We start from the raw sequence: 15226 nt of genomic DNA, 5'->3' as shown, positions 1-15226 counted from the left end.
CCCCCCCCCCCCCCCGACCCCCCCCCCCCCCCCCCGCCCCGCCCCCCCCGCCCCCCCCCCGCCCCCCCCGGGGGGCGGGGGGGCCCCCCCGAACCCGGCGCGCACGGATCGGGTGCGGGCCACCTGCGTCGATCGCCGCCCGCACCACTTAGACTCACGGCCCGTGAGCCTCACCCTCGGAATCGTCGGGCTGCCCAACGTCGGCAAGTCCACCTTGTTCAACGCCCTCACCAGCAACGACGCGCTCGCGGCGAACTACCCGTTCGCGACGATCGAGCCGAACGTGGGTGTGGTGCCGTTGCCCGACCCCCGACTGGCCGAGCTCGCCGAGCTGTACGGCTCCGAGAAGCTGGTGCCCGCCACCGTGTCCTTCGTCGACATCGCCGGCATCGTGAAGGGCGCCTCCGAAGGCCAGGGCCTCGGCAACAAGTTCCTCGCGAACATCCGCGAAGCCGACGCCATCTGCCAGGTCATCCGCGTGTTCGACGACCCGGACGTGGTGCACGTCGACGGCAACGTCGACCCGTCCAGCGACATCGAGACGATCAACACCGAGCTGATCCTCGCCGACCTGCAGACCCTGGACAAGGCGCTGCCGCGGCTGGAGAAGGAAGCCCGCACCCACAAGGACAAGCGTCCTGCGCTGGACGCGGCCAACGAGGCGAAGCGCGTCCTCGACGAGGGCACCACCCTGTTCGCCGCGAAGCTGGCCGACGTCCCGGAACTGCGCGAGCTGAACCTGCTCACCACCAAGCCGTTCCTGTACGTGTTCAACGCCGACGAAGGCGTGCTCTCCGACGAGGCCCGCAAGCAGGAGCTGCGCGACCTGGTCGCCCCCGGCGACGCCGTGTTCCTCGACGCCAAGGTCGAGTCCGAGCTGATCGAGCTCGACGAGGAATCGGCCCGCGAACTGCTGGAATCGGTCGGCCAGCCGGAGCCGGGCCTGCACGCCCTGGCCCGCGCCGGGTTCCACACCCTCGGCCTGCAGACCTACCTGACGGCGGGCCCGAAGGAGGCGCGCGCCTGGACCATCCCGCAGGGCGCGACCGCCCCGCAGGCCGCGGGCGTGATCCACACCGACTTCGAGCGCGGCTTCATCAAGGCCGAGATCGTGTCCTTCGCCGACCTGATCGAGGCCGGTTCGATGAACACCGCGCGCTCCGGCGGCAAGGTCCGCATGGAGGGCAAGGACTACATCATGGCCGACGGAGACGTCGTCGAGTTCCGCTTCAACGTGTGATCGGAGCCGTCGCGTCCGCTCGCGGTGTTGAGTCCGGCCGTGGCCGACCTCGATCCTCGGCCACGAGCGCTCGAACCCGTGGGGACGGCGCTGGCGGCGCAGCGCGTGGACGGTGCTACTGCTGCTCGGGAGCACCGGGGCAGGTCGCGGGGATCAGTGCCTGCCGTGAACTCCTGCGCCCGCAGGCTCAGCTCCTACGATCCGGCTTCGTGCGCAGTGCCTCCAGTCCTCCTACCAGGACTGACACGGCGAGTTCGGTCGTGGCGTCCCGGTCGTCGCGCCAGTGTTCGACGGACGCCGCGTAGCCCGGAAGCGCGTCGCGGATGGTGTCCGACATCGTCGGCGCGGGGAGTCCCTGGGCGAGGCCGAAGGCCTGGAACTCGATCATCGCGATGATCGGGCGCAGCTGGTCCGAGGGGAAGTCTCCGCGCACGAGAGCGGTGAACACGGGCTCGTAGGCGGCGATGGAGCGCTCATCGGCGAACGTGGTGTCGAAGATCAGCGGCAGGATCCGCCGGTGCCTGGTGTAGAGACCCGCGAGGCCGCGCAGCAGCGCGCCGACGGCTTCGCGCCAGTCGTGCGCGTCGGGGGTCTCCATCTGTTCGAGCATCCGTCGGCGGGCGAGGTCGATGACGTCGCCCCGCCCGCCGACGTGGCTGTAGAGCGAGGACGGGGCGACGCCCAAGTGCTTGGCCAGCTGGACCATCTGGATGTCCCCGGTGGTGTCGACGAGCGCGAGCGCTCCGTCGGCGATGATCTCTGCCGACAGCAGCGGCACCTTCGGTCTGGCCATCCTCGTTCGTTCCTTCGTCGGTCGGGTCGCGCGTCAGCGTAGGCCGAAGCCGCGCCGCTGGAGCGTCGGGCGCAGGTTCTCCCGCCCGTCCATGTAGTCGAAACCGGTGCCGGTCACGACGGCCTCGGCCCAGGTCTTGTCCCGCAGGCCGTTCTCCGTCCGGAACACCGTGGTGGCGGCCTCATAATCGCGCACCCATTCCGCGTGGTCGGCGTGGTCGTACTTCTCGTGGTGGAGGACGACGTTCTGCGCTGGGCGCGGACGCACGGCGCTGGGCCGGGTCTCGTCCGGAATGCCGATGGCGGTGCCGAAGACGACGTAGGCGTACGGCGGGAGGTCGACGAGTTCGGCGAGCTCCTCGGCGTGGTTGCGCAGCGAGCCGAGGTAGACCCCGCCCAGGCCCAGGGACTCCGTGGCGACCATCCCGTTCTGGGCGGCCAGCGCCGCGTCGACGGAGGCCATCAGGAAGGCGTCCAGGTAGTCGGTGACGACCGGGTCGCCGCCGTGGGCGGAGCTGATCGCGTGGCTGCGCGACATGTCGGCCACCCAGAGGAGGACGGTCGGGGCATCGGCGACGAAGTCGTAGCCGCCGCCGTCCGTGCGGGCGCTGCGGGTGAGCCTCGCCAGCTCGCGCTTGGTCTCCGGCTCCGAGATCGCGACGACGCTCCACTGGTGCAGGTTCGAGGAGGTGGACGCCGACTGGGCGGCGGCGACGATCGTCTCGAGCGCCCCCTCGGGGACCGGCTCATCGGTGAAGGCCCGCACGGAGCGGTGGGCTAGGAGGGCCTCGACCTGCTGGTTCCACAAGATCGTGGCGGGAGCGGGCTGATCCCCGTAGCGGGCGCGCAGGAGTGCATCGTGCTTCGGCATGCTCACGGTCCTTCTTTCCGAATCGGATTCGGTTATTCCAACTCGCCGCGCACCGGCGGCATTCCCGGCTCCGCGGACCGGGGCGCATGACCTCGCGCACACGACGGGCGGGTGCTGGTCCGGCGCGAGCCGGGCGAACGTGGGCGACAACACGCTCGCCGCACGGCTAAGGTCCACGGACGTCGCGGGGCCGGATCGACTTGCCCGCTCCGCTGCGAACCGAACGACGAGACCGCATCGGATGCGAACGGCTGGGGAGGACATCGCTGACGTGCGCGTCTTCCTGGCATCGCACCGAGTCCGCTGGATCAAGCAGGTCGCCGGCGGCCACGCGCTCCCGGGCACGTGGTCCTCCGGACCGGAATTCGGGCGAACTCCGCTGGATCGCGCAGGTCGTCGTGGCTGAGCCGAGGATCCGCGACTCGACGGGGCCCGAGGAGCACCCGGAACTCGTGCGGATCTGGCGCAGCGCCGTCGATGCCACCCACGCGTTCCTCGATCCGCGGCACCGTGCGGAGATCGAGGAACGCCTGCCCGTCGGGCACTTCCCGCAGGTGCGGCTCAGCGTCGCCGAACTCGGCGGTGCGCCGGTCGGTTTCGCGGGCACGTCCGGGACGAGCCTGGAGATGCTGTTCGTCGACGCGGCGCACCGCGGGCGAGGAGTGGGCCGAGCCCTCCTCGCGCACGCGGTGGCCGAGCTCGGGGTGACGTCCGTGGACGTCAACGAGCAGAACGAGCAGGCCGTCGGGTTCTACCTCCGGCACGGGTTCACCGTCACCGGCCGCAGCGAGCTCGACGATGCGGGGCGTCCGTACCCGCTGCTGCGGATGTCCCGCGACGGGCGGGCGCGGTGACCGGCCGCTCGTCGCCCCGGGTTCAGGCTCGGGTGCTGCGCAGCGCCTTGGTGCAGGTGATCGGTTCGCCTGACTCGCCGGTGCGCCGGCCCGAGGTGAACTCCGCGTACTCCGGGCCGTCCACGGCGTACAGGGCCAGGCGGCCGCGGGCGTCTGCGTGGATGCCCCAGCCGTAGCGCTTGCCCAGCGGCGAGGAGCGCAGGCAGGCCCTGCTCCGCGCGAAGAACTCCCGGCGGGCGTCCGCCCGCTCCTCGTCCGGGATGGCGGCGCGGTCCGCGAAGACGGTGAAGATGACGTCACCGGACGTGAACTCGTACGGGTGCTCGGCGATCAGCCGGTAGGTGCGCGCTGCCACCGACGGCGCCTCTGCGTTCAGCGGGGGCACCGTCGCGGTGGTGACCGGGCAGTCCTCGGCCACCTCGATAAACGTGTTCGTGCGATCGACCCGTTCCACGCCCGGAACGGTACGCCGGGGGACCGACGGCGGATGGGGAAGCGGCCGTTCCTCGATTCCGGTGCTCCTTGCCTCGGACCGCGATCGGCTGACCCCCGATCGATGACGAACACCCGGCGAACGCGATTCCCCGACCCGCCGCCGCACCCCGCTCGGGCACGTCCGAGTGAAAGGCGTGCGGGGTCGGTAGCGCAGCGCGGCCCGCCGCGAACTGCGGGCGGCGCACCCCGGCACAGCTGAGTCGCACGCCATGACCAGGCGATTTACGTTGTGCGCATGCAGCACATCACCTTGATCTGCGGAGACTGCAACGGCAAGGGGTGCAGCAACTGCGGCGGCACCGGCACGATCACCATCGTCGAGGACTAGGACCGCGCCGAGCGGCCGCGAAACCCGCCCCGAGCAGGCCGTGCGCGGCGGGCAACGCTGCTAGCGTGCCGAAATGGCCGCCAACGGGACCGTCCTGGTCATCGGAGCCGGGGTGAGCGGGCTCAGCACCGCCGTGATCCTCGCCGAATCCGGCGTGCCGGTGCGCGTGCGCACCGACGAGCCACCCGCCGACACCACCTCCGCCGTCGCCGGCGCGATCTGGGGGCCGGCGCTGCTGCAACCCGCCGACCGGGTGCGCCGGTGGGTCGCCGACACCTACCGCGCGCTGGTCGAACTGGCCGCCGACGACACCAGCGGAGTGCACCTCGCCACCGGGCGGATGGCCGCCCGCGTCGACCTCGGCGACCAGCTGCCGCCCGAAGCGCTGCTGCTGCCCGACCTGCGCCGCTGCACCCCGGACGAGCTGCCCGCCGGGTTCCGCAGCGGCTACCGGGCGACGCTCCCGCTGATCGACATGCCGCGCTACCTCGAACACCTCACCGGGAGACTGCTCGCCGCCGGCGGCGAACTGCTGATCAGCCCGGTGTCCTCGCTGGCCGACGCCGCGGCCGAAGCGGACCGCATCGTCAACTGCACCGGGGTCGGCGCGCACGAGCTCGTCGGCGACCCCGGCGTGCGGCCCGTGCGGGGGCAGCACGTCCTCGTCCGCAACCCCGGCATCAGCGAGTACTTCGTCGAAGTCGGCGCCGGACCCGAGTTCACCTCGTACGTCCCGCACGGCGACCAAGTCGTGCTCGGCGGCGTCGCGGGCGAGCACGACTGGTCCCGCGCACACGACCGCGACGACAGCGCCGCCGTGCTGCGCCGCTGCGCGCAGGTCGAACCGCTGCTCGCCGGCGCCGAAGTCCTCGGCGAGACCGTCGGACTGCGCCCCGGGCGCGACGCCGTGCGGCTCGAAACCGAACGGTTCGGCGGCGCCACCGTCGTGCACGACTACGGGCACTCCGGCTGCGGGGTGTCGCTGTCCTGGGGCTGCGCCGCCGAAGCCGCCGGGCTCGTCCTCGGCCGACCGGTGCGCTGACCGGCTCACGTCAACGCGTCGACCACCCCGTCGATCTCCTCCGCCAGCGTGAAGTCCTTCGCGGTGAGGCCACCCGCCGAATGCGTCGAGAGGGCGAACACGACGGTGCGCCAGCGGATGTCCAGATCCGGGTGGTGGTTCTCGCTCTCCGCGATCTCCGCGACCCGGTTCACCGCCTGGATGGCCTGCGGGAAGCTCGCGAACTCCACGCTCCGCACGATCGTGGTGCCGTCCTGGGCCCACTCCGGTAGCCGGGACAGCGATTCGGCGACCTGGGTGTCGTTCAGCAGTTCGGTCATGCCCACATGGTGGTCGTCGGACGGCCGGAACGCGACCGTCGACCCCCGGCTCGGTGGCGGCACGTAGACTGCCGGTCGCCACGGGAGTCCAGCGCGCTGGGCTGAGAGGAGGGGCGCATCCCCTCGACCGTCCGCACCTGAACCGGATCATGCCGGCGCAGGGAGGTGTCGCGATCAGCTCGAGTTCGCACGCGTGGCCGAGACCGGTGTGCTACTCGGGAGGACCGTTGAACCCCTTACTGCGCTGGGCCGCGGCACTCGCCGCCGCCGCGCTCACCACCGGATGTTCGCTCATCGGGAGCTCCGGCGATGACACCGCGGCGCGCACCGTCACCCTCGTCGCGCACGACTCGTTCGTCGCCGACCCGGCGCTGCTCGCCGACTTCGAGAAGCGCAGCGGCATCCACCTGGAGATCCGCAACAGCGGTGACGCCGGAGAGCTGACCAACAAGTTGGCGCTGTCCAAGGCGGCACCGCTCGGCGACGTCGCCTACGGCGTGGACTCCACCTTCGCCTCCCGCGCGCTGCGCGCCGACGTGTTCGCCCCGTACCGGCCCGCCGCCGCCGACCGCGGACCGCAGCGCTACGCCCAGGACCAGCAGAACCGGCTCACCGCCGTCGACGTCGCCGACGTGTGCCTCAACATCGACACCGCCTGGTTCGCCGCGCACCGGCTGCCGGAGCCGACGACGCTGCGCGACCTCACCGATCCCCGCTACCGGGACCTGACCTCGATGCCGGACCCGACGACGTCCTCCCCTGGATTGGCGTTCCTGCTCGGCACCATCGACGCCTTCGGCGAGCCCGGTTGGCAGGACTACTGGCGCGCCCTCGACGCCAACGGCGTGCGGCTGTCCTCCGGCTGGGAAGAGGCCTACAACCAGGACTTCTCCGGTTCCACCGGCCAGGGGCCGCGACCGATCGTGCTGTCCTACGCGTCCTCGCCCGCCGCCGAGGTCGACGAGAACGGTGCGCCGCGCACCAAGGCCCTGCTCGACACCTGCTACCGGCAGGTCGAGTACGCGGGCGTGCTCACCGGCGCGAAGGACCCGCAGGCGGCGCGGGAAGTGGTGGACTTCCTGCTCTCGCCCGAGTTCCAAGGTCAGGTCGCCGACCAGATGTACGTGTACCCCGCGGTCGACGGGGTGCCGCTGCCCGAAGGCTGGGCGGCCAGCGCGCCGCTGCCGTCGCGGCCCGCGGAACTGCCCGCCGACGAGGTGGAGAACAACCGGGACCGGTGGGTCGAGCAGTGGCGGACGCTGGTCCGGGGATGACCGGCGAACTCCGCCGCCGGGTTCCGGTGGCGCTGGCCGCGGCGGTCGTCCTCGGCTTCCTCGGGGTCTTCTTCGCCTGGCCCGTCGCGGCGATCATCGGGCTGGGCGTGCGCGGCGACGTCGGAGCGGTGCTCGCCGAGCCGGCCACTTGGCGGCTCGTCGGCTTCACCCTCGGGCAGGCCGCCGCGTCCACCGCGGTCGCGCTGCTCTGCGGGCTGCCGCTCGCCTACGTGCTCGCCAGGCTCGTCCTGCCCGGCACAGGGCTGCTGCGGGTCGCGGTGACCGTGCCGTTCGTGCTGCCGACGATCGTCGTGGGCATGGCCTTCCGCGCGTTGTTCGGCGCCGACGGGGGAGTGCTGCCGATCGTGCTGGCCAACGCGTTCTTCAACGTCGCCGTCGTCGCGCGCACCGTCAGCGGGTTGTGGGGGCACCTGGACCGGCGGATGGAGGACGCCGCCCGATCGCTGGGAGCCGGGCGGCTGCGCACCTTCACCTCGGTGACGCTGCCCGCGCTGCTGCCCGCGCTCGGATCGGCGGCGGCCGTCGTGTTCCTGTTCAGCGCCACCAGCTTCGGGGTGGTGCTGGTGCTCGGCGGCGGTCGGCTGCGCACCCTGGAGACGGAGATCTACCTGCGCACCGTGCAGCTGCTGGACCTGCCCGGCGCCGCGGCGCTGTCCCTGCTGCAGCTGGTCGCCGTCGTCGCCGCCCTGCTCGTGGCCACCATCGCGCGCCGCCGTCGGGAGACCGCGCTGCGGCTGCGCGCGCCCGCGACCACCGCCCGGCCGCCGCAAGGCGCCGAGTGGTGGATCGTCGGGCTCGCCGGTGCGGTGCTGTGCGGGCTGCTCGCGCCGATCGTCTCCCTGCTGGCGCGGTCGGTGTCCACCAGGGACGGGTGGGGGCTCGCGGGCTACCGCGCGCTGCTGGGCACCGGGCAGCCCGGGACCCTGGAGGTCACCGGGCTCGAAGCCGCGCTGAACTCGGTGCGCACCGCGGTCGACGCCACCTGGATGGCGCTGCTGCTCGGGCTGCTCGCCTCGTTCGTGCTCGTCGCCGTGCGCCGCAGGTTCGTCGCGGAGAGCCTCGACCTCGCGCTGATGCTGCCGCTGGGGGTGTCCGCGGTGACGGTCGGCTTCGGCTACCTGATCACGCTCGGCTCGCTGCCCGGCGAGCTGCGCACCTCGCCGCTGCTCGTGCCGTTCGCGCAGGCCCTGGTGGTGACACCGCTGGTGATCCGCACCGTGCTGCCGGTGCTGCGGGCCATCGACGACCGGCTGCGGCAGGCCGCGGCGACGCTCGGCGCCGGGCCGTGGCGGGTGCGGCGCGAGATCGACTTCCCGCTCGCGGTGCGTTCCGTGCTGGCCGCCGCCGGGTTCGGGTTCGTCGTGGCGCTCGGGGAGTTCGGCGCCACCAGCTTCCTCGCCAGGCCCGATGCGCCGACGCTGCCGGTGGCCATTGCGCGGCTGCTCGGCAGGCCGGGCGAACTCAACTCGCAACTCGCCTACGCCGCCTGCGCGCTGCTGATGGTCGTCACCGTGCTCGGCGTGGTGCTCATCGAGCGGCTGCGGGTGGGCACCGACGCCGTGGAGGACTTCTGATGGGGCTGGAAGTGCAAGGGCTCACCGTCCGCTTCGGCGGCACCACGGTGGTGCGCGACGTGCGGCTCTCCGTGCTGGACGGCGAAGTGCTGGCGCTGCTCGGACCGTCCGGCTGCGGGAAGTCGACCCTGCTGCGAGCGGTCGCCGGGCTCGAACGGCCCACCGCGGGCGAGGTGCGGTGGAACGGGCGGGACCTCGCCTCGGTGCCGGTGCACCACCGCCGGTTCGGGCTGGTCTTCCAGGACGGGCAGCTGTTCCCGCACCGGAACGTGGCGGGCAACGTGGCGTTCGGGCCGCGGATGCGCGGCGTCGGCGGTGCGGAGCGAACGGCGCGCGTCGCCGAGCTGCTGGAGCTGGTCGGGCTGGCCGGCTACGAGGACCGCCGGGTCACCGACCTGTCCGGAGGCGAGGCGCAGCGGGTCGCGCTGGCCCGCGCGCTCGCCGCCGATCCGGAGCTCCTGCTGCTGGACGAACCGCTCTCCGCGCTGGACCGGATGCTGCGGGAACGGCTCGCGGTGGACCTGGCGGCGCTGCTCGGCCGCGGCGACTCGACCGCACTCGTCGTCACGCACGACCACGACGAGGCGTTCACCCTCGCCGACCGGGTCGCCGTGATGTCCCGCGGCACGATCTTGCAAGCCGACACTCCCGACCTGTTGTGGCGGCACCCGGCGGACGAGGAGGTGGCCGCGTTCCTCGGCTGCACCACGTTCCTGCCCGCGGAGGTCCGCGACGGCGTGGCGACGTGCGCGCTGGGCACCGTCGACGTGACCGCGAAGGACGGTCCGGCGCGGCTCGGGCTGCGCGCCGCCGGAGTTCGCGCCCGGGGCACCCGGCCCGGAAATCCCGGTGCGACGGGCCCGCTGGGGGAGGTGCGGGAACGGGTGCACCGGCACGACCACGTCCGGCTCGCGGTCGCCGTACCGGAACTCGGTCAGGTGGAGGCCGTCGCGCACATCGCCGACGCCCCCGCGGTCGGCGACGAGGTCGGACTGCGCCTCGACCCCGACGGCGTCGCGCTCGTCGGTGGCGACTGACCGAGCCGGGTCGCCCCGGCCTCGCGCGCCCGATGGGGTACGCGCACCGGCGCGGTGGTCCCCGGTCGTGGACCCACCGTGCCGGCCCCGCCCGGGTCAGACGTCCCGGGTGACCATGCGCAGCACCGTCGCCGAGAGGCCGATGGCCAGGTAGCACCCTGCGCGCAGCAGTCCCGTGGACAACGTGTCCGTGAAGATCGGATCCCGCAGCACGTCGATCACGGCCGACCAGTCGGTGGTGATCAGCAGCGGACGCATCCACTCCAGCGAAGGCACGGTCCCCAGCACGCCGAACACGATCAGCCCCGCCATCGTCCCGGTCATCACCACCAGCGGGTGCTCGGTCAACGAGGACAGCGCCAATGCCACCGCCCCGACCGCAGCCATCTGCGCCGCGCACCACAGCACCGCCAGCAGGATGCGCACCAGCGCCGCCCCGATCGACAGCGTGGTGCCGGACAACGTCACCAGGCCGTCACCGCCGACGATGATCAAACCGGTGAGCAGGCCGCTGACCGCCAGCACGAGCACCGACAGCAGCACCATCAGCAGCACGCCCGCCGCTTTCACCCCCACCAAGCGGACCCGGCCGATCGGCGCGATCAGCAGCCCTCGCAGCGTGCCGTGCGAAGCCTCGCCCGCGATCGCGTCCGCCGCGACCATCGCCACCACCAGCGGCAGCAGCATCGTCTGCGCCAGCACGATGCTCGCCACCGGCAGCACCAGCCCGTTGCCCGCGACCGCGCTCAACACCGACGGCCCGCCACCACCACCGGGCCCGCCGGTCAACGCGATGCCCACGCCGATCAGCACTGGCAGCCCCGCCAGCATCAGCAGTGCGAGCAGGTTCCGCGGTCGCCGCAGCACCCAGCGGAACTCCGCGAACAGCACCCGCCCCAGCGGTGCTGAGCGGCGCGCCTTCGGCGCCTCGGCCACCTCGGCCGGTGCGGTGGCGGTCATGATTCCTCCTCGGTGAGCCGGGCGAACAGGTCTTCCAGGCCCGCACGTCCGCGTCGTGCCTCGTGCACCCCGACTTCGGCGCGGACCAGCGTCGCCACCACTTCTGGAGCGTCCACTTCGGACAGCTCCACGCGCAGCGCGCCCTGCTCCGCCCGGGCGGAGATCCCGCTGTCCCGCAGCGCGTCCAGCCCGGCATCGAGGTCCGGGGTGGAGATCATCAGGTGCGGTCCGCCCGATTCCAGCAGGCTCGCCAGCTCGCCTTGCGCGACCAGCGTGCCCCGGTGCAGCACCGCCACGTGAGTGCAGGTCGCCTCCACCTCGGACAGCAGGTGCGAGGACACCAGCACGGTCGTGCCGACGGCGTGCAGCTCGGCGATGATCTGGCGGATCTCCCTGGTGCCCGCCGGGTCCAGCCCGTTGGTGGGCTCGTCGAGCACCACCAGTTCCCGCGGCACCAGCAGGGCCGCGGCCAACCCCAGCCGTTGCTTCATGCCCAGCGAGTAGCCGCGGAACCGGCGGCCCGCGGCGGCCGTCAGCCCGACGCGGTGCAGCGCTCCGTCCACCGCCGCCCGGATGTCGGCACCCGCCAGGTCGGGCTCCATCGCGGCGCACCGCAGCAGGTTCTCCCGGCCGGACAGGAACGGGTGGAAGCCCGGTCCCTCGACGAGCGCCCCGACGCGGGGCAGCACCCGGTCAGCTTCGTCCGGCAGCGCGCGACCCAGCAGTTCGACCGAGCCCGCCGTGGGCCTGATCAAGCCCAGCAGCATCCGGATCGTGGTGGTCTTGCCGGATCCGTTCGGCCCCAGCACCCCGACCACCGCGCCGCGGGGAACGGCGAGGTCGATGCCCGCGACGGCCACGGTGTCGCCGTAGGTCTTGCGCAGGCCGGAGGTCCGCGCGGCGTACACCTCGACCGCGGGGGGGGCGGACGTGGCCGCCCCCGCCTGCTCGGCCTGTTCGGCCACTCCGGTCATCACGGAGTCCCGACCGCGGTGGTGAGCACCTGCTCGGGAACCGCACCGGCCGCGACGCGGCCGTCGGAGGTGACCAGGGCGGACCCGACCTTCGTGCTGATCAGCCAGCCGTCGCCCCACGGTCCGCTGACCGGCTTGCCCAGCTGCTGCGCCAGCGCCTGCGGGTTCGCCCGCTCACCACCGCGCTGCCCGTCCTCGCCGCGCGGCGACTCGGCCCGCTCCGGCTGCTGCGGCAGGTGCGCGACGAGCACCGTGTCCCAGCCGTCGCCGACGACGGTCGGGTGCTGCCCGGCGTGCTCCGGACGGCCCTCCGGCCGGGCTTCCCGGCGGTGCCGATCCCCGGCCGGGGCCTCTTCGACCTTCGTGCCGGCCGGTGGGGTGAAGCGGAACATCGCCGGGTCCGGCTGGGACAGGTCCAGTTCGGAGAACCCGGCGCGCAGCGCCGGTTCGTCCGAGCCGTTGGTCAGCACGGTGACCTCCAGCGGCGAGCGGGTCTCCGCGTCCACCGCCAGCCGGACCTCCCGCAGCACGGTGCGCTCGGTCGGCTTCGGTGTCAGCACGAGCTCGTAGGCGTCCCGGCCCGCGACGGTCGCGGTGCCGTCCACGGCGACGTCGCTGGTCTGCCGCAGCTGTTCGACGATGCTCCGGGAGAGCGCCGCCGGGTCCTGGTCCGCCGCACCGCGGCCGTGGCCGAGCGGGCCGCGAGCATCCTCGTCCCCCGCGTTCGCGGGCTTGGTGGCCCGGGTCGCGGTGCGGGATTCCGAGTCCCACTTCCACAGCGCGGTCCCGTCGTCGACGACGGTCACCTCGCCGGAGGACGAGGGCAGCGCGGCGCGCTTGTGCCCCTGCCCGTCGTTCCACACCCGGAGCGTGCTGGTCCCGTCGCCCAACATCGAGCCGGCGCCGCCGTCGACGCCGGGCAGCGCCGGGAGGCCGAGCGCGTTGTCCACCCGCACCGTTCCGGTCAGCGCCGGGGTAGTCGAGGTCAGCACCGATTCCACCAGCGCTTCGGGCGCGACCGGCGGCAGCTGCGGGTCCTCGTCCGCGCCGGCAGGCAGGCTCAGCGCGGTGAGGCCGAGCAACCCGGCCAGCCCGCCCGCCGACGCGGCGACTACGACGTTCCTGCGTTTCATGCGGTCCTCCTGGTGATCCGATCCGCTGCCCCGAGCGTGATCCCGCGCAGCTGAGATGGTCCTGAGAGCGGTCCGATCGAGCTGAGAAGGATCTCAGGGGTGGCTGCGCGCGGTGGTGCGGCGACGGCATGCTGAGCAGATGCAGCCGCGGGTGTTGGTGGTCGACGACGAACCGGGAGTCCGGACCGCGCTGCGGCGCGGCCTGACCGCCGAGGGCATGGAGGTCGCGGTCGCGGTCGAGGGAGTGGAGGCGTTGCGGCTCGCCGCCACCGGGTCCTTCGACGTCGTGGTGCTGGACGTGATGCTCCCCGGCCTGTCCGGGTACCGCGTGCTGGAGCGCCTGCGCGGCCAGGGGATCACGACCCCGGTCCTGCTGCTGTCCGCGAAGGACGGCGAGGTCGATCAAGCCGACGGGCTGGACCTCGGTGCCGACGGCTACTTGGTCAAGCCGTTCTCCTTCCTGGTGCTGACCGCGCAGGTCCGGGCCCTGGCACGTCGCGGCGAGAGCTCCGCGCGGCACGCCAGGTTGCGCGTGGGCGAGCTGGAGATCGACCGCGATGCCCGTGAGGTGAGCTGGGCCGGATCACCGGTGGCGCTCTCCCCGCGCGAGTACGGGTTGCTGGTCGCGCTGGCGAGCCGTCCGGGCACCGTGGTGCCCAAGGAGGACCTGCTGCGCCAGGTGTGGGGCGCGGACCAGTTCGTCACCCGCAACGTGGTCGAGGTCTACGTCGGTTACCTGCGGCGCAAGCTCACCGCGGCGGGCGCCGGGCACCTGGTGCGCACGGTCCGCGGCCACGGTTACCAGGTCAGCGTCGAACCGGACCAGGACGAGGTCGCCGCCGCCGAACCGACGAAGCCACGCGGTGGGGACGGCTCCCGGTGAACTGGTCGACCCTGCGGCGGCTGCGGACGTGGTGGTCGCGCCGCACCCTCCGGTTCCGGACCAGCGCGGTCGCGACGGCGGTGGCCCTCGTCGGGTTCGGCGTGCTCGCGCACTTCGGCGTCGGCTTGATGAGCTGGCTGCTCGTCGAATCCGTGGACGCGGAGTTGAACGGCAAGGTCGAGGTCGCGGCGCGGCAGGTCGCCACCGGGACACCGCCGCGCGAGGTGGCGGGCGGTGAGGTCCGGGTGCTGGACACCTCGGGCGTCCCGGTCGATTCCCTGCCGGACCCGCGGCTGGGGCGGTCGAACATCAGCGAGCTCAAGAGCGGCGAGGGCGTCGTCGAGTGGTCCGCGGACGGCCCGGCCCGTGGCCTCTACCGCTGGGTCGGGACCGTGGTGCCCGACCCAGCGGGCGATCCGCGGCTGGTGCTGGGCGGCGCGCACCTGATCGGCCATTCCGACACGGTGCGCTCGGCGGGCCGCGCCCTGGCGCTCGGCTCGATCATCGCCGCGGGTGCTGTCGGCGTCGCGACCTGGTTGGTGGTGCGCCGGTCGCTGCGCCCGGTGGAGCGGATGCGGGTGGCCGCGGTGCGGTTGCCGGAGGGGCGTCGACTGCCGGTGCCGGCGGCCGACGACGAGCTGCGCGCGCTCGCGGAAGCGCTCAACGAGATGCTGGCCCGCCGCGACGGCGACACGGAGTGGCTGCGCCGGTTCACCGGCGATGCCGCGCACGAGCTGCGCAACCCGGTCGCCTCGATCCGGGCGCAGGCCGAGGTCGCCGTGGTGCACCCCGACCCGGAGCTCGCGCAGGAGACCCTCCAGGACATCGCCGCCGAGGCGCAGCGGATGTCGGAGCTGGTGGACGGACTGCTCGCGCTGGCCAGGGCCGAGTCCGGTTCCCAGCCGCCGCAGCAGCCGATCGAGCTCGGCAGCGCCGTGCGCGCGGCCGCCGACCGGGCCAACCTGCGGGGCGGCCGACCCCGGGTCCAGGTCACCGCGCCCACCGGGAGCGTCGTGATCCTCGCCGGTGCCGCCGAGGTGGCCACCGTGCTGGACAACGTGATCGGGAACGCGCTGCGGCACGCGCGGGCGCTGGTCCGGGTGTCGTTGCTCCCGGCGGCCGAGAGCGTCCGGCTGGTCGTGGACGACGACGGGCCGGGGATCCCCGCCGAGCACCGGACGCGGGTGTTCGACCGGTTCCACCGGGTGCAGCCGGACCGGGCCCGCCGCACCGGCGGCGCCGGGCTGGGACTGGCTCTGGTGGCCGAAGCCGTGCGCGGCCGGGGCGGTTCGGTGCACGCGGCGGAGTCGCCCGAAGGCGGTGCCCGCATCGAGATCCGCTGGCCGCTGCCCGGCCCGCTGCGCCCCGCGCCCCGCGGGGGTTGAGACCGTCGCGAGCGCGCCGCGCAGCCGACGGGCGACCGCGCGCAGCCGGTGGAACGCGCCCGGG

15 protein-coding genes and 1 riboswitch are annotated in these 15226 nt (G+C 73.3%); of the genes, 8 read left to right on the top strand and 7 right to left on the bottom strand.

All coding sequences use genetic code 11. From position 1 onward, the window contains the following. Nucleotides 1-163: 163 nt before the first annotated feature. Nucleotides 164-1240, top strand: coding sequence for a redox-regulated ATPase YchF (gene ychF / locus LCD31_RS04075; RefSeq protein ID WP_224956083.1), 1077 nt, complete (start codon nucleotides 164-166; stop codon nucleotides 1238-1240). Between the two features lie 187 nt (nucleotides 1241-1427). Here the strand turns inward: ychF and LCD31_RS04070 are convergent, their stop codons facing one another. Together LCD31_RS04070 and LCD31_RS04065 are read right to left on the bottom strand one after the other, a co-directional pair. After that, nucleotides 1428-2033: a TetR/AcrR family transcriptional regulator gene (locus tag LCD31_RS04070; protein ID WP_224956082.1), complete on the bottom strand. Its 606-nt coding sequence runs from the start codon at nucleotides 2031-2033 to the stop codon at nucleotides 1428-1430. Nucleotides 2034-2066: 33 nt separating this feature from the next. After that, nucleotides 2067-2903, bottom strand: a complete 837-nt coding sequence (locus LCD31_RS04065) for an NADPH-dependent oxidoreductase (protein ID WP_224956081.1) — start codon at nucleotides 2901-2903, stop codon at nucleotides 2067-2069. A 398-nt stretch (nucleotides 2904-3301) separates the two neighbouring features. Here LCD31_RS04065 and LCD31_RS04060 point away from each other — a divergent pair, with 398 nt between their 5' ends. Continuing rightward, nucleotides 3302-3757 carry an acetyltransferase gene (locus tag LCD31_RS04060; RefSeq protein WP_224956080.1) on the top strand — a complete coding sequence of 152 codons (456 nt, stop codon included), beginning with the start codon at nucleotides 3302-3304 and terminating at the stop codon, nucleotides 3755-3757. Nucleotides 3758-3779: 22 nt separating this feature from the next. Here the strand turns inward: LCD31_RS04060 and LCD31_RS29470 are convergent, their stop codons facing one another. Beyond that, a complete protein-coding gene (locus LCD31_RS29470) occupies nucleotides 3780-4211 on the bottom strand; it encodes a DUF6157 family protein (RefSeq protein ID WP_224956079.1) in 432 nt (143 codons plus the stop codon). Nucleotides 4212-4653: 442 nt separating this feature from the next. On the opposite strand from LCD31_RS29470, the gene LCD31_RS04050 reads away from it, so the two are divergent. Beyond that, nucleotides 4654-5622 carry an FAD-dependent oxidoreductase gene (locus tag LCD31_RS04050; protein ID WP_224956078.1) on the top strand — a complete coding sequence of 323 codons (969 nt, stop codon included), beginning with the start codon at nucleotides 4654-4656 and terminating at the stop codon, nucleotides 5620-5622. Between the two features lie 5 nt (nucleotides 5623-5627). Here LCD31_RS04050 and LCD31_RS04045 read toward each other — a convergent pair whose 3' ends face one another. Next, the gene (locus tag LCD31_RS04045) at nucleotides 5628-5921 is read right to left on the bottom strand and encodes a 4a-hydroxytetrahydrobiopterin dehydratase (protein ID WP_224956077.1); all 294 of its coding nucleotides are present in this window, start codon (nucleotides 5919-5921) and stop codon (nucleotides 5628-5630) included. 70 nt (nucleotides 5922-5991) lie between these two features. Continuing rightward, nucleotides 5992-6102: riboswitch (TPP riboswitch) on the top strand. Between the two features lie 46 nt (nucleotides 6103-6148). Between LCD31_RS04045 and LCD31_RS04040 the strand changes: the two genes are divergently transcribed. From LCD31_RS04040 to LCD31_RS04030, 3 genes are read left to right on the top strand one after another with little or no spacing between them, the layout of a single operon-like run. Further along, the gene (locus LCD31_RS04040) at nucleotides 6149-7195 is read left to right on the top strand and encodes a thiamine ABC transporter substrate binding subunit (protein ID WP_224956076.1); all 1047 of its coding nucleotides are present in this window, start codon (nucleotides 6149-6151) and stop codon (nucleotides 7193-7195) included. Continuing rightward, nucleotides 7192-8790: an iron ABC transporter permease gene (locus LCD31_RS04035; RefSeq protein WP_224956075.1), complete on the top strand. Its 1599-nt coding sequence runs from the start codon at nucleotides 7192-7194 to the stop codon at nucleotides 8788-8790. The genes LCD31_RS04040 and LCD31_RS04035 overlap by 4 nt, the downstream gene beginning before the upstream one ends. Beyond that, a complete protein-coding gene (locus LCD31_RS04030; protein WP_224956074.1) occupies nucleotides 8790-9827 on the top strand; it encodes an ABC transporter ATP-binding protein in 1038 nt (345 codons plus the stop codon). Before LCD31_RS04035 ends, LCD31_RS04030 begins: the two co-directional genes overlap by 1 nt. A 96-nt stretch (nucleotides 9828-9923) precedes the next feature. Here the strand turns inward: LCD31_RS04030 and LCD31_RS04025 are convergent, their stop codons facing one another. Genes LCD31_RS04025 through LCD31_RS04015 form a run of 3 tightly spaced genes read right to left on the bottom strand, consistent with a single transcriptional unit; the run spans nucleotide 9924 to nucleotide 12894 of the window. Continuing rightward, on the bottom strand, nucleotides 9924-10787 hold the full coding sequence (locus LCD31_RS04025; protein WP_224956073.1) for an ABC transporter permease: 864 nt from the start codon (nucleotides 10785-10787) through the stop codon (nucleotides 9924-9926). Next, nucleotides 10784-11761 carry an ABC transporter ATP-binding protein gene (locus tag LCD31_RS04020; RefSeq protein ID WP_224956072.1) on the bottom strand — a complete coding sequence of 326 codons (978 nt, stop codon included), beginning with the start codon at nucleotides 11759-11761 and terminating at the stop codon, nucleotides 10784-10786. The genes LCD31_RS04025 and LCD31_RS04020 overlap by 4 nt, the downstream gene beginning before the upstream one ends. Then, on the bottom strand, nucleotides 11761-12894 hold the full coding sequence (locus LCD31_RS04015; protein WP_224956071.1) for an outer membrane lipoprotein carrier protein LolA: 1134 nt from the start codon (nucleotides 12892-12894) through the stop codon (nucleotides 11761-11763). The genes LCD31_RS04020 and LCD31_RS04015 overlap by 1 nt, the downstream gene beginning before the upstream one ends. A gap of 139 nt (nucleotides 12895-13033) precedes the next feature. Between LCD31_RS04015 and LCD31_RS04010 the strand changes: the two genes are divergently transcribed. Then, entirely contained in the window at nucleotides 13034-13777 is a 744-nt protein-coding gene (locus LCD31_RS04010) for a response regulator transcription factor (RefSeq protein ID WP_224956070.1), read from the top strand. Continuing rightward, entirely contained in the window at nucleotides 13774-15162 is a 1389-nt protein-coding gene (locus LCD31_RS04005) for a cell wall metabolism sensor histidine kinase WalK (RefSeq protein WP_224956069.1), read from the top strand. Before LCD31_RS04010 ends, LCD31_RS04005 begins: the two co-directional genes overlap by 4 nt. The last annotated feature ends 64 nt before the right edge of the window (nucleotides 15163-15226 follow it).

The organism is Saccharopolyspora sp. 6M (assembly GCF_020176775.1).
Classification (GTDB): domain Bacteria; phylum Actinomycetota; class Actinomycetes; order Mycobacteriales; family Pseudonocardiaceae; genus Saccharopolyspora_C; species Saccharopolyspora_C gregorii.
Note: the sequence above shows the minus strand (reverse complement) of the source record. Positions and strands in the feature narration are given on the sequence as shown.